Raw genomic sequence first — 17,134 nt, 5'->3', positions numbered from 1 at the left:
CAAGTGGTGGGCGTCGGTCACGATGAGCCTGCTTCGCGACGCATGGCGGCCTCGCACGCCGACCACCCGCTGACCGACATGGTCAGTGCCGCAGCAGTGTCAGGCTCGCCTCGCCCTCCGCGACGGTGAGCTCGCCCTGACCGCCGATCGGGAAAGTGGCCATGGGGTAGGTGTGACCGACGTCGATGTTGGCCAGGACCGGGACTCCCGCCAGCGACGGCTGGGCGGCGATGACCTGTTCCAGCAGCGAGCGGGTCATGCGGGTCGCTGTCTGGAAGCGCCCGATCACCAGTCCCCGGACATCGGCGGCATCGGGAAGCTGAAGCAGTGATGTCAGGTTCCGGGCGAACGTCGCCGGATGTGATTCGAGGTCGTCCTCGACGATCAGTATCGCGCCGGCGAGAGACGGCATGTTGGGGGTGCCCTGCAGCAAGTTCAGGGTGCAGAGGTTTCCGCCGACGATCCTTCCCTCTGCGGAACCGGGCCGGAGCCGCCACCACCCCTCGTTGGGCACCAGGTCGCGCTTGTCCTGGTCGAGGAACCAGAGATCGTCACTCCAATGGTCCGCGGGAGCCAAGGCGACCGGATCCGAGCCGAACATGACGTCGGTGAACCACCGCAGGATCTGCTCGAAGTGATCACGCATCCCGAACGTCGACCAGTGCGGCCCCGAGTAGGTGACCAGCCCGGTCCGGGCGAGGATGGCGTTCTGCAGGGCCGTGATGTCGGAGTATCCGCACAGGATCTTCGGGTTGGCGCGGATCAGGTCCCAGTCGAGGAACGGCAGGAGCTCATTGCAGTTGTAGCCGCCGATGACCGTCATGATCGCTGCCACCGACGGGTCCGCGAAGGCCTCGTGCAGATCGGCGACCCGGGAGGTGATGCTGGAGGAGTCGAAGGCGTCCCGCTCATCGACGTGGCGGCCGTAGGACAGCGTGAGACCGAGCTCGGCGAACCGGGCTTCGATGATGCCGGTGTGGTCGTGCTCCGTCACCATCGCGCGGGATCTGGCCGGCGCCACCACACGTACGACGTCGCCTCTGTTCAGCTTGGGCGGGAAGATTGCGTCCATTGTCGGGAGCGTAGCGGCCGGTGTTACCTCGTCGAACACTTGGCGGGCACGCTGCTGCTCCTCTGCGGGCACGGGGCCGTTGCGGCGCGCGTAATCGGCCAGATACTCGTCCAGTATCTGACCACGCAGCTCATGCTTCACCGCCGCAGTTGTCCCTTCGGCCAAGGAGGAGCTCATCCGGATCGAGGGGCCTTCAGCGATGCCGAACGAGGTCTCAGGCATGGTTCCGAGATATCACAGAGTCGAGCAACGCGCAGGCGGAGTCTGCGCCTGGATAAGAGCGCCTGAGCGCAGCGAAGCCCGACAGGGGTTGGGACTGGGCCCGACTGGGAGCGACGGCTGAGCCCTCTGAGCGCGAAGCGCCCCTGGCGAAGACCTTGCGCGCCGCCAGGCGCATTTCGGGACGAGCGGAGCGAGGCCCGCCCGGGGTGGGCTCCAGCAGGCCCACCCCGTAACCGGGCAACGGGCGGGTGGCCTTGGCGCAACCTACCCGAATGTCCAGGCCAGTTCGCGCAATCTACGCGAACGTCCAGGCCAGGTGGGTCAAGGCGGCGTCGGCGTAGTGGCGGGGGCCCGTGCTCAGGCCGTACGCCAGGTCCTCGATGAGTGCGCACCGCGCGTAGAAGAGCACCCTCTCGCGGTCCGTCTCGTCCAGGTCGGAGCCGTAGTGCGCCACCGTCACCTCGAAGACCTCCGGGCCCAGGTCGCGGTAGAGGAGGGCGAAGTCGTGGGCCGGGTCGGTGATGGCGGCGTCGGTCCAGTCGATGATGCCGGTGATGGTGCCGGCGTCCGCGTCCACCAGTATGTGCTCGGCGCCCAGGTCGTTGTGGCAGAAGCGCAGCGAGCGGGGCTCGTCCGGCGGGGGCTCTCGGAAGAAGCGCTCCACCAGGGGGCGCTGCTCTTCCGGGACGTGGCTCTCCACGTCCCGGAAGTCGAGCTCGGCGTCCCGGAGGAGCGTCGGCGCCGGGTAGACGTCCAGTGGCGCCAGGTCGCGCATCCTGCCGGGCGAGGCGGCGTGGAGGGCGGTGAGGAACTCGCCCAGCGGCTCTGCCAAGTGCCACAGGTCAAGGACCGGGCGCGGCCCGTCGTGTGCCGGGTGCCGGTTGAGGGGCTCGCCCGGGAGCTTGTGGTACGCGATCACGCCAGACTCGTCGTCGGCGAAGACCACCTCGGGGACCGGCAGCGGGGAGAGCTCTCTGACGGCCGCCAGGCGGGCGACCTCCTGCCGGTTGGTTTCCGGAGTCGTCGCCTTGTTGCGCCGTACCAGCAGCTCGTCGTTGACCTCGTACACCATGTTGTCGAGGCCCTGGCCGAGCGGGCGGATGGAGCGCACCCGGTAGTCGGGGAGATGGCGGGACAGCAACGTGCGGATGTCGCCGTTCACACACCGCAGAGTAAGCCCCCCGCGCCGGGCGCGCGAGCTATTTGAGCGCTCCCGAGGTCAGGCCGCTCTGGATCTGGCGCTGGAAGACCGTGTAGACCACCAGCATCGGGAGGATGGCCAGGGTCAGGGCGGCGAAGAGGGCCGACCAGTCCTGGTCGTATCCGGCGGCGGTGGAGATGTCGGCGATGCCCTGGGTGAGGACCCACTTGTCCCGCTCCTGCAGCAGCACCAGAGGCAGCTGGTACTGGTTCCACTGCCCCAGGACGTTGAAGATCGTGATGCTGATGATGCCGGGCCGCGCCATCGGGAGCATGATCTGGAAGAAGACCCTGGTGTGTGACGCGCCGTCCACCATCGCGGCCTCCCCCACGGCGGTGGGGAGCGTGCGGAAGAACGCCGACAGGAAGAAGATCGTGAACGGCATCGAGTACGCGATGTAGACCAGGACCAGGCCCGCGTGCGTGTTCAGGCCGATGAACGGGCCGATCAGCGGCACGTTGCCCAAGTTCTGGACGACGAAGAAGAGGGGGGTCAGGGCCAGGTAGACGGGGAAGGCCAGGCCCGACACGAAGAGCAGGTAGATCGCCCGGTTGCCGCGGAAGGGGTAGCGGGCCAGCACGTACGCGGCCATCGACCCGATCAGCATCGTCCCGAACGTGCTGAACGACACGACGATGATGCTGTTGAGCATGTACTGCCCGATGTGCGCCTGCTCCCAGGCCCTGGCGAAGTTGTCCCAGTGCAGTGAGGCGGGCATCGACCAGGCGTCGCCGAAGATCTCGTCCTCACTCTTGACCGAGGCCAGGAACGTCCACAGGATCGGCACCACCACCAGCAGCGTCCAGACCAGCAGCGCGACATGCGTCAGCACGCCCAGCGGGCCGAGCCGGCGCTTGCGCTCCTGGCGGGCGATCTTCCGCGAGTTCGCCGCCGTCCACGAGATCATCGTTGTCATCAGTACTCGATTCGTTCGCGCCGCGAGAGGCGCAGCGAGAGGATCGCGAAGCCGACGGTGAAGAAGAACATCACCACGCCCAGCGCCGAGGCGTACCCGAAGCGGAAGTACTGGAACGCGTTGCGGTAGATCTCGGCGGCCATGACCGTGGTCGACCAGTCGGGGCCGCCGTGCTGGTCGGTCATCACCCACACGATCGCGAACACGTCGAGCGCCATGATCCCCAGATAGACCCAGGCCACCTGCACGGTGTCCCAGAGCAGCGGCAGCGTGATGCGGAAGAACAGGCTCAACCGGCTGGCCCCGTCGATCTGCGCGGCCTCGAACATGTCCTTCGGGATGGAGGCCAGGCCGGCGGAGAAGAGCACGACGTAGAAGCCGACCGCCTGCCAGACCATGACGCCCAGCACCGACCAGAACGCCACGTCCGGATCGGACAGGAACCCGATCGGCTTGACCCCGAGCGCCATCAGCGGGCCGTTCAGCATGCCGCTGCCGTCCGGCCGGAACACCTGCTGGAACAGCACCGCCACCACGGCGACGGCCAGGACCTGCGGGAAGAAGAACACCACCCGGTAGAACTTCGACCCGCGGATCCCCGTCACGCCCTGCGCGCCGCCCACGTTCAGGAGAAAGGCGAAGAACAGGGCGATGACGATCGTGATCAGCGGCAGCAGCACGAGCAGCGCGCCGTTGTGCGTGACGGCCTTCCAGAAGATCCCGTCGCTGAAGAGCCGGATGAAGTTGTCCAGACCGATGAACGTGGGCGTGGCCGTCACGCCGCGCCAGTCGGTCATCGCGATGTAGAACGCCTGGATGTACGGCGAGATCACGTAAACCAGGTAGAGAATCACCGGGGCTGCCAGGAACGAGGTGATGAACAGCCCGCGGCGATACCTGTTGAAGATCATCAGCGCTTGTACTTCTTGATCGAGGAGTCGTTCTTGATCTCGTCGGCCTTCTTCTGGATGCGCTCCAGGTACGCCTCCGGCTTGAGCCCGCCCGACATGAGCTCGCCGGTGGCGGCGATGGCCTCGTCCTTCAGCTGGAGATACCACCTGTCAAAGCGGAAGTAGACGGTGTTGGTGCCCGCGGCGGTCAATGCCTTGGTGGCGCTCTGGGTGCCGGGCGACAGCGTGCGGCCCTCGCCCGCGCCCTTGACCACCGACACGGTCCGCACCATCTCGCTGAAGTCGCCGGCCGCCTTCTTCGACAGCATGGCCCGCAGGTATTCCATGCCCCCCTGCGGGTTGGCTGCCTTGGCCGGGACGATGAAGGTCTCGCCGGGCTGGGAGCGCAGCGTGCCGTACGGCAACTTGTCGGAGCCGGTGAAGTCGGGGACGGGGAACATGCCGTACTCGAAGTCCGCCGGGGTGGTGGTCTTCTGCTCGTTCTCCAGCCAGGAGCCGCTGGGCAGCATGGCGACCTTGTACTTGTTCTGCGCCGTCTGGGTCTGCACGTGGTCGAGACCGGCGGTGCCCTCCATCAGGTACTTGGCGCCGATCTCGGCCCAGGCCGTGGCCGAGGTCTTCATGGCGTCGGTCTTCCAGGCGCCGTCCTCGAGGTTGTCGATGTTGACCAGCACCTCGGCGCCGCCGATCTTCGCGGCCATCGTCAGCAGCGGATCGTAGAGGTATTGCGGGAACTTCCCCGCGTAGGTGAAGGGCGCCATCTTGCCGGACTTCTTGATCGTCTCGCAGAGCTTCAGGAACTCGTCCCAGGTCTTGGGCACCGTCCATCCGTTGTCCCTGAAGACCTTCTGCGAATACCAGATGCCGAAGATGTAGTTCACGTAACCGAGCACGCCGAACGTGCCGCCGTAGGTGCCGTACTCGATGACCGCGGGTTCGATGGTGTCCCTGACCTTGACGGCGGGGTCGTCCCAGCTCGGCGCGTCGAGCAACGGGCCCAGGTCCTGGAGCTGGCCGTCCTGGGCGAGCGCGCCGAAGTCCATGGCGTTGGCGCCGGAGTTGTCGATGACGTCCGGCGGGTTGCCACCCGCGAAGCGCGGCTGGAGGACCTTCGTGATCTCCTTGGTCGCGTTGTGCTTGATCTCGACGCCGGGATGCTTGCTCTTGAACAGCGGCTGGTGAATGGTCTTGGCGTAGTCCTGGCCGAAGCCGCCGTCGAAGATCCACACCTCCAGCGGCTTGTTGTCCGCCACGCCGAACGGGTTGGCCGCGCTGGTCGCGACCGGCGCCGCCGAGGACGAGGCGGAGGGCTTGGCGGCGGGCGTCGCGCACGCGGCCAGCGCCCCCGCCACAGGTACGAGTGCGGCGCCGCGAAGGAGCTCACGCCTGGTGATGTGGGGGGTGTTGGGCATATGACTGCTCCTGACTTGTCTATGATCCGCGTCGGATACGTCCTGCGTAGCGGCTCTCCAGGGCCTTGTTGTGCTCGTCGCCACCGGTCACGTTGACCGACATGTAGACAGGGGGCGTCTCGCCCATGGCCACGAGCTCGTCCACCGCCTCGGTGACCACCATCTGCGCGAGCAGCGCCGAGGTGACCGTGGACACCGCGCCGTACGTGCCGCCGCCGGGCAGCTCGAGGATGGCGTCGCCGTACGGCGCGCCGTTGTCCAGCACGACGTCGGCCAGGTCGAGCAGTTTGCGGCCGGACGGGTGGCGCGAGGTCATCTGGGTGCTGTGCTTGACCGAGGTCAGCGCGATCAGCGCGTGTCCGCGCTCCTTGACGAGCGTGGCCAGCTCGACGACCGTGCCGTTCACGCCGGAGCTGGAGATCAGCACGAACACGTCCTGCGGCTCGACCGGCGCCAGGTCGTAGATCTCGTGCGCGACGGCCGGGTCGCGTTCCAGCTCGGGGGTCAGCACGCCGGCCGGGCGGCCCCCGTACAGGACGAGGTCCCTGGGCGTGAGGCGGTTGCTGGGGACGAGGCCGCCGGCCCGCCCGGCGATCTCCATGGCGATGGCCTCGGAGTGCCCAGAGCCGAACGCGTTGACCACACCGCCCGCCCGGATCGAGGCCACCACCAGCGCGGCGGCCTTCTTCACCGGCTCGGCCTGGCTCTCCGCGACCTGGCGTGCCAGATCGAGAACCTTGGATGCGTACGTCAATTCAGCCTCTCTCCACCCGGTGGCTCTCCACCGCGCTGATCGTGCGCTCGAACGCCTCGTTGGTGCGCTCGTAGGTGCGCTGGGCCACCGCCACGTACACGGCGTCCAGGACGAACAGCTGCGAATGGACGGCGGCCAGCCCGCCGAGCCTGAACGTGGTCTCCCTGCTGGCCGTGGTCAGCACGAGGTCGGCCAGCTCCGCGAGCGGCGAGCGGGCGAAGGAGGTGACCGCGACCGTCAGCGCGCCGTGGCTGCCCGCCTCCGCCAGCGACTCCATGACCTCGCGGGTGCGGCCCCTGTGGCTGATGCCGATGGCCACGTCGCCCTCCTTGAGCAACGCCGCCTCCGACAGGGCCACGTGCGCGTCCCCGGCGCTCCAGCCGGGGATGCCGATGCGGCGCAGCCGGCCTTCCAGCATGGTTGCGACGTTACCGCTGGTGGAGACCCCGACGAGGAGGACACGCGGCGCGGCCACGATCGCGTCGGCCACCTTGGCGACGACGTCGAGGTCGAGTTGGGCGGCGGTGTCCTGGATGAGCCTGGCGTCGGCGGCGGCCATGACCTCGATGGCCGAGTCGAGCGGGTCGTCCGGGCCGATCTCGTGGCCGACGCCCGCGCCCCAGCCCGCCTGCGCGGCCCTGCCGGTCTCGGTGGCCAGGGCGACGCGCAGCTCGGCGTACCCGGAGAAGCCAAACGCCCGGCAGAACCTGGTCACGGTCGCGGGCGAACTGCCCGCCCGCTCGGCCAGCGCGATGATGGTCGAGCGCGCGGCCTCGGCAGGATCGCCGAGAATCACCTCGCCGACCCTGCGCAACGCCTCCGGCAAACCGGGTAGTTCTGTTTCGACGCGCCCGAGCGCTCCTGAAGTCACGAATATTCCTTCCGAATACCCGGTCTTCTGGCGAAAATTATTCTTGCTTCCGGTCCACGTCAACCCCCAGACTCGGACCGTGACTGAATCGCGGCTAGTGGTCGGTGTCGACGCCGGGGCCACGTCCACGCGGGTCGCCGTCCACACGCTCGACGGCGCCAGGGTCGGCTACGCGCGGGCCGGTGCGGGCAATCCCACTGCTCACGGACTGGGCAAGGCGGTGGCGGCGATCGCCGCCGCGCTCCGGGCGGCGCTCGGGACACACGACGGGGGGCGGGTCGTCGGCTCGCTGGCCGGGGTGGCGGGGCAGGTTGCAGAGATGGTCCCCGAGCTGGCGAAGGTCTGGGCCGAGCACGGCATCACGGAGGGGCCGCGCTACATGGGCGACACTCCGATCGCCTACGCCGCGGGCTCGCCGGAGCCCGACGGCTCGCTGCTGCTGTCGGGCACGGGGGCGGTGGCCGCCAGGATCAAGGGCTTCCGGCTCGACGCGCTCGCCGACGGGCTGGGCTGGCTGCTGGGCGACGAGGGGTCGGGCTTCTGGATCGGCCGCCGGGCCGTCAAGGCCGTGGTCCACGCCCTGGACCGGGGCGCTGCTCCCGGTGGCGGCGGTCTGAGCGAGCTCGTGGTGGCGCACTTCCTGGGCGACGACCGGCCCGCGGCGCCGCGTGCCGCCGCCGACCGCATCGTACGGCTGGCGCAGGCCGACCACATGCGCCTGGCCGCCCTGTCCGCCCTGGTCAGCCAGGCCGCCGCGGCAGGCGACCCGGCCGCGCTCGAGATCATGCAAGAGGCCGCCGAGCGCCTGGTCGCCACGCTCAGGCGGGTGCACGAGTCCGGCCCGGTGGTGCTCGCGGGGAGCGTGCTGACCAGCGAGGGCCCGGTACGCCAGGCGGTGACGGAGCTGCTGGCGGGCGAGCGCGTCACGACGGCGGGTGACGCGGCGGGGGCGGCGGCGTGGCTGGCGGCCCGCGACCTGCTCCCGGAGGCCGAGGCACGCGCCCGGCACGCCGCCTTCACCGCCTGACTCCGGCTACTCGTCTGCGATCTTCGCGTCGCCGTAGACGGGGTTCTTCCGCAGTCGCTCCTTGGTCACCATCAGGCGCACGACGCCGGCCTCCTCCGACTGGACCTCCCAGACCATCCAGTCGTCGCCGACCTTGGCCGACTGCTGATTCGGGTTCACCGAGTAGCCGCCGCGGTCCGGCAGGGGAGCGATGATCTGGAAGACCGCCTTGAGGCCGCGCCGTCGGACTTCGGCCATGACCTCGCCCACGGTCTTCCCGCCGGCACGGTAGCCCTCCAACATCTCGCCCTTCTTCATGGCCGAGCGCCAGTTCTGGTACTTCTCCCCCGGCCGCGCCGCCCGCCCCAGCTGGACCAAGGCCCAGCCCTTCCAGCCGCGGGCCACCTCGATGGTCATCGCGCAGCCTGCACTGCCGAACGTGCAGCCCTCGGGCGACGTGCCGTTGGTGATGGACTCGCCGTTGGCCGCCAGCCGGCCGCTCAGCCGCATGCCCGTGATCCGGCCCACCTGGGTGGGAGACACCGGCACGACCTCCAGGTTCACGTCCAGGTCCACGGCCTTGAAGCCCTCGGTGTATTTGGCGTAGTCGGCGAACGGGTCCTTGATGGTGGCCACGTACATGTCGCCGTGCAGCTCGATGTCGATGGCGGAGTTGGCGTAGGAGGTGGCGGGGCCGCGCGCGCCGAGGACGGCGGGGGCGATCACGGCGGCCGCGGCGAGCCCGGTGACGGCCACGGCGCCCACGGCCAGGCGGGTGCGCCACCGAGGGGTCCGACGGCGGGCCGGCTCGGCGGCGGGCTCCTCGGAGGTGATCGAGGAGAGGAGCGCCCGCGCCCCCGCGCCGGACGCCTGGCCCGCCAGATCCTCGTCGCGGACCCTGGCGAGGTGCTGCAACTCGTTCATGCGGACTCCATGATCAGATGGTTGACGGTCACGCCGGCGGCGGCCAGCGCCTTGGAGAAGCGCTTGCGCGCCCGGTGGAGCCGGATGCGCACGGCGTTGCGCGAGCAGCCGAGCACGGTGGCGATCTGGGCCCGGTCCAGGCCCTCCCAGGCCACCAGCGAGATCAACTCCCTGTCGTCCTCGGGCAACTCGCCGAACGCCCGCGCGATCGCGCTCAGCTCGAGGCTGGTCTCGGGTGAGTGGGCGTACAGGTCGGCGAGGTCGGCGTCGAGCTCCACGCTCCGGTGCCGGTGCCTGGCCTGGCCGCGGCGGTGGTTGGCCAGCACGTTCCTGGCGACTCCGTACAGCCAGAGCCTGGACTCGCCGCCCGGTGGCAGTGCGTCCATGCGGCGCCAGGCGATCGCGAACGTCTCGGCGACCACGTCCGCCGCGTCCTCCGGCGAGTCGCAGCGGCGCATGGCGTAGCCGAGTATGTGCTCGTACGTCTGCTGGTAAACGGCCTCGAACCGGGTTTTCCGGTCGTCATCCACGGGCGGTCCCCATGGTCGGCCTCCTCGGGTCTCGGGATCGGATCACCCCGTACATGTCGGAGGCATCATCGGCATTTCAGCCGATTTTTCACCGTACTAGCAGGGCGGCACTTCCGTAGCTGCCGCCGAGCCCCGTCACGAGAGCCACCTCACGCCCCTCCCGGAGCTCCCTGACGGCCTGGGCCACGTTGTTCAGGCCGTGCACGTAACCCTCCGAGAGCAGGCCGCCGTGCGGGTTCACCCAGGCGTGGCGGCGCTCCAGCAGGTACGCCCCCAGGTCCCCGCGCTCGACCAGCCCGAAGTCCTCCAGTTGCCGGGGCACGAGCCACGAGTACGCGTCGTACGGCAGCGCCGCGTCCACATCCGACGGGCGCATGCCGGACGCCTCCCAGAGCATGGGGGCCACGTACGCGGAGAAGATCGCGGTGACGTCCGGCGCGCGGTCCATCGAGGAGCAGCCGGGGCCTCCCCCGCGCACGACCGCCTGGACGCGCGGACCGTCGAGGACGCCGCTGACCAGCAGGGCACAGGCGCCGTCGGTCTCCTGGCAGCAGTCCGCCGTGCGGAGCGGGGTGCAGACGTACGGCTTGGCGAGGTAGTCGGCGAGCTCGAGCGGCTCGCGGCGCAGGGCTCGCGCGTTGCTCTTGGCGTTCTCCCTGGACTGGGCGACGACCGCGTGCAAGTGCTCCGAGTTGAGGCCCGTGTCGTGCAGGTAACGGGTCGCGGCCAGGGCGAACAGCGGGATCGGGCCCGCCAGCCCGTACGTGAAGCGCTCCTGGGGTCCGGTGGAGACGGTGTTCATGCGCTTGCCGGAGCGGCCATTGAGCGCACGAAATATCACGATATTTCGCGCTAAACCGGCGTGTATCAGCATCGCCGCGTCGCCCAGGATCGACGCCGCCTGCGTGCCCCCTCCCGCGATGTCGTTGTGCCACCCGAGCCGCTCGATCCCCAGAGCCCGCGCCACCTGCACAACGGGTGCGGAGTCGTTCATGTGGTAGCTGAGCACCGCGTCCACGTCGCGCGGCCCGATCCCCGCGTCCGCGCAGGCCGCCCGGCACGCCTCGACCGCCAGCTCCAGCTCGGTGCGCCCGGACTCCCTGGTCAGGGCCGTCATCCCGATCCCGGCCACGGCCGCCCGCCCCGCGAACGGCTGCATCCCCCGCCTCCTCCGCTCACCCGCCGGCACCGGACGCCCGAACGATCGCGCCCGGTCGCCGCCACGCTAGCCGGAGCCCTCATCCGCCACAAGCGCTTGCTCGCCCACTGCCATAAATGTCCCCTATGGCGGATAACACCGTATCTTCACCGGAGCCAGCCCCTCTTGTAATACGGAGGTGTGATCAACCGATAGCCCATCATCACGCCGAGGTGAGGGATGGATCTACGCTACGTCCGGTACGCGATGGCGATCGCACGGGCCGGCAGCCTGCGCCGGGCCGCCGCCGTGCTGCACATCGCGCAGCCGACGCTGTCAGAGCAGCTCAGGGCACTGGAGAAGGAGATCGGGGTCGAGTTGTTCAGCCGCTCGTCGAGCGGCGTCCAGCTCACCGAGGCCGGCGAGGCGTTCCTGGCCCAGGCCACCGTCGCGGTCGACGCCTTCGACCGGGCCGTGGCCGCCGCGAGGTGCACGGCCCAGAGCGCGCGCCTGGGCGTGGCCGACGGGCTGGCCGACGTGGTCGCCCGCCTGCTCGCCCAGCTCCAGACCTCGAACCTGCGGGTGGCGCCGATGGGGACGGCCGAGCAGATCGTCTCCATCGTGGACGGCACCCTGCAGGCCGGGCTCGGCTACGCCCCGGGCTCGCTGCCCAGGGGCGTGGCCCGCATGCTGGTCCACCGCTTCCCGGTGCGCGCGCTGCTCCACCGCGACCACCCCCTGGCGGCGCACGAGACGCTCTCGCTGGCGGACCTGGCGGCCGAGCCGCTGGTCATGCCGGAGTCCGACGCGGTGGCCGGGGCCCGCCGCTTCCTGGAGGGGTTCGTACGGCACCACCTCCACCCCCGCCTCGGCCCGGCCGCGGCCACGCACGACCTGGTCGTCAACATGGTGGAGGAGGGCGCGGGTTACGCGTTGTGCGTGCACGAGGGCACGACAATCCCCGACGCACTCAGATTTATCCCGATAAAAGAGGACGTGCCACCGCTGGAGGTGGTCTTCCTCTGGAACCGCCAGACCGACGTGCACGAGCTCCTCAGCGCGGCCCGCCACCTCGCCCGATCTGGATAGCGCTATTATCTAGCGATGCGCATCTCCGAACTCAGCGCCAAGTCCGGTGTCGCCATCCCGACGATCAAGTACTACCTCCGCGAATCCCTGCTGCACCAGGGGCAGCAGACGGCCGCGACCAGAGCCGAGTACGACGAGTCCCACCTGCGCAGACTGCGCCTGATCCGGGCCCTGCTCGAAGTCGGCAAGCTCCCCGTGGCCTCGATCAAGAAGGTCATCGCGGCGGTCGAGGACGAGTCCCTCCCCGTGCACGAGATGCTGGGCACGGCCCACTACGCCCTAAGCGCCGCCGTCGAGCCGGAGCCCGGCGAGGACTGGCAGATCGCCCGCGACCATGTCGACCGTCTCATCGCCGACCTGGGGTGGGACATCGCCCCGCACGCCCCCACCCGCGACGAGCTGGCCCAGACGCTCGTCCGGATGCGCCAGCTCGGCATCCACATCGACCTGGCGCCGTACGCCGAAGCCGCGCGGAAGCTGGTGTCCGAGGTCGAGATGGACACCGTCCCGTTCCACGGCCCGCGTGACGCCGCCGTGGAGGCCCTGGTGCTCGGCACCGTCCTGTACGGCAGGGCGTTCGACGCGCTGCGCCGCATGGCCCAGGAGTCCGAGTCGGCCCGCCGCCTGTCCCTTTAGGCGACCTTCCTTATGCGACTTTCCCCCGGCGGGGCCTAGATCACGCCGTTCGCGCGCAGCACCTCGATGGCGTGCACGGTGGCGGCCCCGCGCCACTCGAGCGCCCCGGCGGGCGAGATGCGCGCGTAGTCCACGCTCCAGCCGCCGTCGTCGTGCTGCTCCCCCGCCAGCCGGACGAGGTCCGCGGCGATCACCTCGGGTTCGAACAGGTCGCGGACCGGCCGGCCCGGGTCGGGGGCGAAGTCCAGCGGACGCAGCGCCTCGTTCTCGGTGCCGCCCTCGACGGGCACCCGCCCGTCCGCCGGAATGTGGGCGCCGAGCCGTTTGAGCAGGTCGGCCGCCCCGGGCCGGCTGTCGTACACGGCGTCGAGGAAACGCACGGCGAACACCAGCACGTACGCGTGCGGCGCCGCGTCGAGCGCCTGGATCGCGTCGAGGCAATAACGCGTGGCCCGCTCCAGCCACGGGTGCCCGGCCACGGCCGGGTCGTGGGCGGCCACGCGGTGGGCGGCGGCCGCGGAGATCGAGGTGATCTGCAGGGACGAGGTGGTCGCGTCGCCGCCCGCCCACCAAGGGGCGGTGGCCGCCGAGACGGTGAGCGGCAGCGAGAACGGCAGCCCGCCGTCGGGCAGCGTGACCGACTCCAGCCAGTCGCACAGCGCCACGGCCTGCGGCGCGGTCGTGGGGGCGGCGTTCTCGAACACCTCGAAGGCATGCAAAGCGGCTCCCGGCTGGCTCTCGGGTGAGCGCAGGTCCGGCTCCAGCCCCCAGCCGTAGCCGCCGTCCGGGTTGCGGTAGGCGTCCAGTGCGGCCAGCACGGAGGCCGCGTCGCCGTCGCCCATGAGCAGGTCGTAGCGGCGGCGATCCAGCACACGCGCGTGCCCGGCGAGGAAACCGGGGACCGCGGCAAGGTTCACGTTCATGCGGTCATCCTGCCCACGCGGGCGACATGCGGTCTTGTAGGTTCCGGACGCCTTTCCCGGACACCACAATGAGGGGATGGACGGGGAGCGGGCCCGCGCGAGGTTCCGGGGAGAGCGGGTGGCACGGCTGGCCACGGCGAGCGGCGACGGCACCCCTCACCTGGTGCCCGTCACCTTCGCCGTCGTCGCCGACCAGGTGGTGACCGCCATCGACCACAAGCCGAAGAGCACCACCGACCTGCGGCGCCTGCGGAACATCCGGGAGAACCCGCGGGTCAGCCTGCTGGCCGACCACTACGAGGACGACTGGGCCCGGCTGTGGTGGGCGCGCGCCGACGGCCTGGCCAGGGTCGTGGAGGAGGGACCGGAACGGGAGCCGGCGGTCGAGGCGCTGGCCGCCAAATACGGCCAGTATCACGAGCACCGGCCCGACGGCCCGGTCATCCTCGTGGACGTCACCCGCTGGACCGGCTGGTCCTTCACTCCGTGATGGTGACGGGCCGCTTCAGCAGCCACAGCGCGGCCCGCTGGAGCAGCGTCCTGTGCACCTCGTTCTCGTACGACCTGGTGTCGTGGCCCAGGGCGTCGTAGAACACCCGGCCCCGGCGCACCGGCCGCGACCAGATCAGCGGCTGGCCGTTCGACGACGCCAGCGGCCGGACGTCGGACAGGATGTCGAGGTCGCTGTAGACCTCGTCCACCACGTCGAAGTCCCGCAGGCCGTCCACCACGGGGTGTCCGCCGTGCACCCGCACCCCCGTCCACCCCAGCGGCGGGTGGTGGGACTTGGGCCAGGACCAGCAGCCGCCCAGGACGCGTGACCAGCCCTGCCAGTCGTCGAAGCAGATCGACGCCGAGTGCATGCACAGCAGCCCGCCGCCCCGCTCGAGGTGGTCGAGGAGAGTGGTGCGGGCCTCGGCCGGTAACGCGAAGCGCCACTCGGCACGCAGGTCGGCGAAGCGGTCCTGGGCCATCTGCCAGCGCAGCGCGTTGACCGTGATGAGCTGGACCTCCGACGGCTCGCTCAGCGCGCCCGCGATGTCCTCGGTGATCTCCGACTCGACCCCCACCTCGGCGAGCACCTCCGCGAGCGCGGCCGACGTGGCGGCGAAGTCGTGGAACAGTCCTCCTGACAGGATCAGATTTCTCGCCACTTCCCAAGCTCATCATGCTTACCGCGGCATTTCCAGCCGGGAAGTTCAACTGGGGCCCGGCACGCCGACCGCCTTGGCGACGGGAGATGATGCCGCCGTGGAGTTCGAGGAGTATCGCCCCATGTTGTTGGGGCTGGCCTACCGACTGCTCGGCAGCATGTGGGACGCGGAAGACATCGTGCAGGAGGCCTGGCTGCGGTGGGAGGGCGCCGACCGGAGCGAGGTCAAGGAGCCGCGGGCCTTCCTGCTGACCGTGGTCTCGCGGCTGGCGCTCGACCAGTTGCGTTCCGCGCGGGTCAGGCGCGAGGCGTACACGGGGCCGTGGCTGCCCGAGCCGGTGATGACGGCGGAGGCGGGGCCGCTGGACACCGCCGAGCTGCGTGACACCGTCTCGTACGCGACCCTGCACCTGATGGAGCGGCTCTCGCCGCCGGAGCGGGCGGTGTTCGTGCTGCGTGCGGCGTTCGAGCTCCCGTACGACGAGATCGCGGAGATCGTCGGCTCCTCCGTGGCCAACGCCAGGCAGCTGCACCACCGCGCCTCCGTGCGGCTCGCCCAGGGGCGTGACAGGTTCCAGCCGTCCGCGGAGGACCACACCAGGCTGCTGACGAAGTTCATGGACGCGGCCTCGGGCGGCGACCTGGCCGCGCTCACCGAGCTGCTCCACGACGACGTCGTGGCCTACACCGACGGCGGCGGCAAGGTCAGGGCCGCCCTGCGGCCGATCCTGGGGCGCCGCAAGGTGGCGGCCTTCGTGCTGGGCCTGAGGAACAAGTACGGCTCCCCGGAGACGCAGGTGCTCGACGTCAACGGCCATCCGGCCATCTGGACGCGGGTGTCCGGATACCGGCAGCTGGTGGCGTTCGACATCCGGGACGGCCGCATCAAGGAGATCTACAGCATGGTGAACCCGGACAAACTCACCCGCGTCACCCCGGACTGAGCGCTGGAGTGCCGGCCGGGCGACCTGCTCAGCCACCCCCGCACGATCTATAGTCGCCCCTATGGATCTCGGCATCTCGGGCAAGGTCGCCCTCGTCACCGGAGGCAGCGCGGGCATCGGGCTCGCGGCGGCCAAGAGCCTCGCACGGGAGGGCTGCGACGTCTGCGTCAGCGCCCGCAACCCGGACCGGCTCGCGGACGCAGTGGTGCAGCTGCAGGAGTACGGCAAGATCGTGCACGCCGTGCTGGCGGACGTGGAGGACCCGGCCGCCGCCCGGCGGGTGGTCGAGGAGACGCGCGAGGTGCTCGGCCCGATCGACATCCTGGTGGCCAACGCGGGCGGGCCGCCGGCGGGCCGCTTCGACCAGGCCAGCCTGGCCGACTGGGAGGTCGCCGTCGAGCGCAACCTGCTGGGCACCGTACGCCTGATCCGCGCGGTCCTGCCCGAGATGCGCTCGCGCGGCTGGGGGCGCATCGTCACGGTCACCAGCAGGTCGGCCAGGGAGGCGATCGACGGCCTGGCGCTGTCCAACGCCACCCGCTCGGCCGTGGCCGGCGTCGTACGCACCCTGGCCCGCGAGGTCGCCCGCGACGGCGTGCTGGTCAACAACGTGATGCCCGGGCCCATCGACACCGAGCGGCTGCGGAGCATGGCAGGCGACGAGGAGGCCCTCGCCCAGCGGGGCGAGGCGGTGCCTGTCGGGCGCATCGGGCGTCCGGAGGAGGTGGGGGACGTGGTGGCGTTCCTGGCCAGCGAGCGGGCGTCGTTCGTGAACGGGATCTCGATGCTGGTGGACGGCGGCGAGAGCCGCGTCATCGCCTGAGCGTCACTTCCTGACCAGCGTGCGCACGATCGCGGCGGCCCAGAGCCCGTCCTCGTCGGGGAGCTCCACGAAGTAGGACAGGTTCGCCCGGTGGAAGCAGGCGCCCATCAGCATCGCGGCGGCGGCGTCGGCGTCCATCACCTCGTCGAGCCGGCCGCCGCGCTGCTCGGCCCGCAGGATCTCGGCCAGCGCCCGGATCGGCAGATGCGGTCCCGCCTCCCTCTCGGCCAGCATGCCCCTGAACCCCGCCATGAGGGACGGGTCGGCCAGCACGCCGGACGCGATGCCCGCGGCCTTGCGGTAGAACTCCAGGGCCATCAGCGCGAACTCGGTGAGGTGCGCGGCCAGGTCGCCCTGGCCGGCGCTGAGGCGCAGCCGCGCCAGCGCGGGGGCGAGCGCGGGCAGCCGCTCCAGCAGGACCGCGAGGAAGAGCGCCTCTTTGCCGGCGAAATGCTTGTAGAGCAGCGCCTCCGAGCAGCCCGCCAGGTGGGCGATGCGCTTGGTGGTGGCACCCGCGATGCCGAACTCACGAATCGCCTGCTCGGCGGCGTCAATGATGCGATCGCGTGTGCGCATCCGCCCATGATATGAGCGAGTGCTCACTGACTC

19 protein-coding genes are annotated in these 17,134 nt (G+C 70.2%); 6 read left to right on the top strand and 13 right to left on the bottom strand.

Annotated features, from left to right (window positions below; genetic code table 11):
• Positions 1 to 82 precede the first annotated feature (82 nt).
• The 7 genes from ABN273_RS17460 to ABN273_RS17430 form a co-directional block, all read right to left on the bottom strand.
• Positions 83 to 1,294, bottom strand: a complete 1,212-nt coding sequence (locus ABN273_RS17460; RefSeq protein WP_349449936.1) for a S66 peptidase family protein — start codon at positions 1,292 to 1,294, stop codon at positions 83 to 85.
• 295 nt (positions 1,295 to 1,589) lie between these two features.
• A complete protein-coding gene (locus ABN273_RS17455; RefSeq protein WP_349449935.1) occupies positions 1,590 to 2,456 on the bottom strand; it encodes a phosphotransferase family protein in 867 nt (288 codons plus the stop codon).
• Positions 2,457 to 2,493: 37 nt separating this feature from the next.
• A complete protein-coding gene (locus ABN273_RS17450; RefSeq protein ID WP_349449934.1) occupies positions 2,494 to 3,411 on the bottom strand; it encodes a carbohydrate ABC transporter permease in 918 nt (305 codons plus the stop codon).
• On the bottom strand, positions 3,411 to 4,322 hold the full coding sequence (locus ABN273_RS17445) for a carbohydrate ABC transporter permease (RefSeq protein WP_349449933.1): 912 nt from the start codon (positions 4,320 to 4,322) through the stop codon (positions 3,411 to 3,413). Before ABN273_RS17445 ends, ABN273_RS17450 begins: the two co-directional genes overlap by 1 nt.
• Complete coding sequence (gene ngcE, locus ABN273_RS17440) at positions 4,322 to 5,734, bottom strand: N-acetylglucosamine/diacetylchitobiose ABC transporter substrate-binding protein (RefSeq protein ID WP_349449932.1); 1,413 nt, start codon at positions 5,732 to 5,734, stop codon at positions 4,322 to 4,324. The genes ABN273_RS17445 and ngcE overlap by 1 nt, the downstream gene beginning before the upstream one ends.
• Positions 5,735 to 5,753: 19 nt before the next feature.
• Complete coding sequence (locus ABN273_RS17435) at positions 5,754 to 6,488, bottom strand: sugar isomerase domain-containing protein (RefSeq protein WP_349449931.1); 735 nt, start codon at positions 6,486 to 6,488, stop codon at positions 5,754 to 5,756.
• A gap of 1 nt (position 6,489) precedes the next feature.
• Complete coding sequence (locus ABN273_RS17430) at positions 6,490 to 7,359, bottom strand: MurR/RpiR family transcriptional regulator (protein ID WP_349449930.1); 870 nt, start codon at positions 7,357 to 7,359, stop codon at positions 6,490 to 6,492.
• 79 nt (positions 7,360 to 7,438) lie between these two features.
• Here ABN273_RS17430 and ABN273_RS17425 point away from each other — a divergent pair, with 79 nt between their 5' ends.
• Complete coding sequence (locus ABN273_RS17425; RefSeq protein ID WP_349449929.1) at positions 7,439 to 8,386, top strand: N-acetylglucosamine kinase; 948 nt, start codon at positions 7,439 to 7,441, stop codon at positions 8,384 to 8,386.
• Between the two features lie 6 nt (positions 8,387 to 8,392).
• On the opposite strand, the gene ABN273_RS17420 is transcribed toward ABN273_RS17425, so the two are convergent.
• The 3 genes from ABN273_RS17420 to ABN273_RS17410 all read right to left on the bottom strand — a co-directional run bounded on the left by ABN273_RS17420 (position 8,393) and on the right by ABN273_RS17410 (position 10,978).
• The gene (locus tag ABN273_RS17420) at positions 8,393 to 9,289 is read right to left on the bottom strand and encodes a hypothetical protein (protein WP_349449928.1); all 897 of its coding nucleotides are present in this window, start codon (positions 9,287 to 9,289) and stop codon (positions 8,393 to 8,395) included.
• Positions 9,286 to 9,819, bottom strand: coding sequence for an RNA polymerase sigma factor (locus ABN273_RS17415; RefSeq protein WP_349449927.1), 534 nt, complete (start codon positions 9,817 to 9,819; stop codon positions 9,286 to 9,288). Before ABN273_RS17415 ends, ABN273_RS17420 begins: the two co-directional genes overlap by 4 nt.
• A gap of 88 nt (positions 9,820 to 9,907) precedes the next feature.
• Positions 9,908 to 10,978, bottom strand: a complete 1,071-nt coding sequence (locus ABN273_RS17410; protein WP_349449926.1) for a thiolase C-terminal domain-containing protein — start codon at positions 10,976 to 10,978, stop codon at positions 9,908 to 9,910.
• A 219-nt stretch (positions 10,979 to 11,197) separates the two neighbouring features.
• Here ABN273_RS17410 and ABN273_RS17405 point away from each other — a divergent pair, with 219 nt between their 5' ends.
• Both ABN273_RS17405 and ABN273_RS17400 read left to right on the top strand, forming a co-directional pair.
• Complete coding sequence (locus ABN273_RS17405; protein WP_349449925.1) at positions 11,198 to 12,046, top strand: LysR family transcriptional regulator; 849 nt, start codon at positions 11,198 to 11,200, stop codon at positions 12,044 to 12,046.
• A 15-nt stretch (positions 12,047 to 12,061) separates the two neighbouring features.
• Positions 12,062 to 12,682: a MerR family transcriptional regulator gene (locus tag ABN273_RS17400; RefSeq protein WP_349449924.1), complete on the top strand. Its 621-nt coding sequence runs from the start codon at positions 12,062 to 12,064 to the stop codon at positions 12,680 to 12,682.
• Between the two features lie 35 nt (positions 12,683 to 12,717).
• Here ABN273_RS17400 and ABN273_RS17395 read toward each other — a convergent pair whose 3' ends face one another.
• Complete coding sequence (locus ABN273_RS17395) at positions 12,718 to 13,605, bottom strand: hypothetical protein (protein ID WP_349449923.1); 888 nt, start codon at positions 13,603 to 13,605, stop codon at positions 12,718 to 12,720.
• A 76-nt stretch (positions 13,606 to 13,681) separates the two neighbouring features.
• Between ABN273_RS17395 and ABN273_RS17390 the strand changes: the two genes are divergently transcribed.
• Entirely contained in the window at positions 13,682 to 14,095 is a 414-nt protein-coding gene (locus ABN273_RS17390; RefSeq protein ID WP_349449922.1) for a TIGR03668 family PPOX class F420-dependent oxidoreductase, read from the top strand.
• Here the strand turns inward: ABN273_RS17390 and ABN273_RS17385 are convergent.
• A complete protein-coding gene (locus tag ABN273_RS17385) occupies positions 14,085 to 14,759 on the bottom strand; it encodes a ThuA domain-containing protein (protein ID WP_349449921.1) in 675 nt (224 codons plus the stop codon). The genes ABN273_RS17390 and ABN273_RS17385 overlap by 11 nt on opposite strands.
• Positions 14,760 to 14,856: 97 nt before the next feature.
• Here ABN273_RS17385 and ABN273_RS17380 point away from each other — a divergent pair, with 97 nt between their 5' ends.
• Complete coding sequence (locus ABN273_RS17380; RefSeq protein ID WP_349449920.1) at positions 14,857 to 15,702, top strand: RNA polymerase sigma-70 factor; 846 nt, start codon at positions 14,857 to 14,859, stop codon at positions 15,700 to 15,702.
• A 61-nt stretch (positions 15,703 to 15,763) separates the two neighbouring features.
• Positions 15,764 to 16,525 carry an SDR family oxidoreductase gene (locus ABN273_RS17375; RefSeq protein WP_349449919.1) on the top strand — a complete coding sequence of 254 codons (762 nt, stop codon included), beginning with the start codon at positions 15,764 to 15,766 and terminating at the stop codon, positions 16,523 to 16,525.
• 3 nt (positions 16,526 to 16,528) lie between these two features.
• On the opposite strand, the gene ABN273_RS17370 is transcribed toward ABN273_RS17375, so the two are convergent.
• A complete protein-coding gene (locus ABN273_RS17370) occupies positions 16,529 to 17,101 on the bottom strand; it encodes a TetR/AcrR family transcriptional regulator (protein ID WP_349449917.1) in 573 nt (190 codons plus the stop codon).
• Positions 17,102 to 17,134: the final 33 nt, after the last annotated feature.

Source organism: Nonomuraea sp. B19D2 (assembly GCF_040137845.1).
Classification (GTDB): domain Bacteria; phylum Actinomycetota; class Actinomycetes; order Streptosporangiales; family Streptosporangiaceae; genus Nonomuraea.
Note: the sequence above shows the minus strand (reverse complement) of the source record. Positions and strands in the feature narration are given on the sequence as shown.

Bases quoted from the DNA above. Each gene is read 5' to 3' on its own strand.
- ABN273_RS17390 (WP_349449922.1), top strand. From the start codon at position 13,682: ATGGACGGGGAGCGGGCCCGCGCGAGGTTCCGGGGAGAGCGGGTGGCA.
- ABN273_RS17405 (WP_349449925.1), top strand. From the start codon at position 11,198: ATGGATCTACGCTACGTCCGGTACGCGATGGCGATCGCACGGGCCGGC.
- ABN273_RS17410 (WP_349449926.1), bottom strand. From the start codon at position 10,978: ATGCAGCCGTTCGCGGGGCGGGCGGCCGTGGCCGGGATCGGGATGACG.
- ABN273_RS17395 (WP_349449923.1), bottom strand. From the start codon at position 13,605: ATGAACGTGAACCTTGCCGCGGTCCCCGGTTTCCTCGCCGGGCACGCG.
- ABN273_RS17460 (WP_349449936.1), bottom strand. From the start codon at position 1,294: ATGCCTGAGACCTCGTTCGGCATCGCTGAAGGCCCCTCGATCCGGATG.
- ABN273_RS17375 (WP_349449919.1), top strand. From the start codon at position 15,764: ATGGATCTCGGCATCTCGGGCAAGGTCGCCCTCGTCACCGGAGGCAGC.
- ABN273_RS17400 (WP_349449924.1), top strand. From the start codon at position 12,062: ATGCGCATCTCCGAACTCAGCGCCAAGTCCGGTGTCGCCATCCCGACG.
- ABN273_RS17370 (WP_349449917.1), bottom strand. From the start codon at position 17,101: ATGCGCACACGCGATCGCATCATTGACGCCGCCGAGCAGGCGATTCGT.
- ABN273_RS17445 (WP_349449933.1), bottom strand. From the start codon at position 4,322: ATGATCTTCAACAGGTATCGCCGCGGGCTGTTCATCACCTCGTTCCTG.
- ABN273_RS17420 (WP_349449928.1), bottom strand. From the start codon at position 9,289: ATGAACGAGTTGCAGCACCTCGCCAGGGTCCGCGACGAGGATCTGGCG.
- ngcE (WP_349449932.1), bottom strand. From the start codon at position 5,734: ATGCCCAACACCCCCCACATCACCAGGCGTGAGCTCCTTCGCGGCGCC.
- ABN273_RS17450 (WP_349449934.1), bottom strand. From the start codon at position 3,411: ATGACAACGATGATCTCGTGGACGGCGGCGAACTCGCGGAAGATCGCC.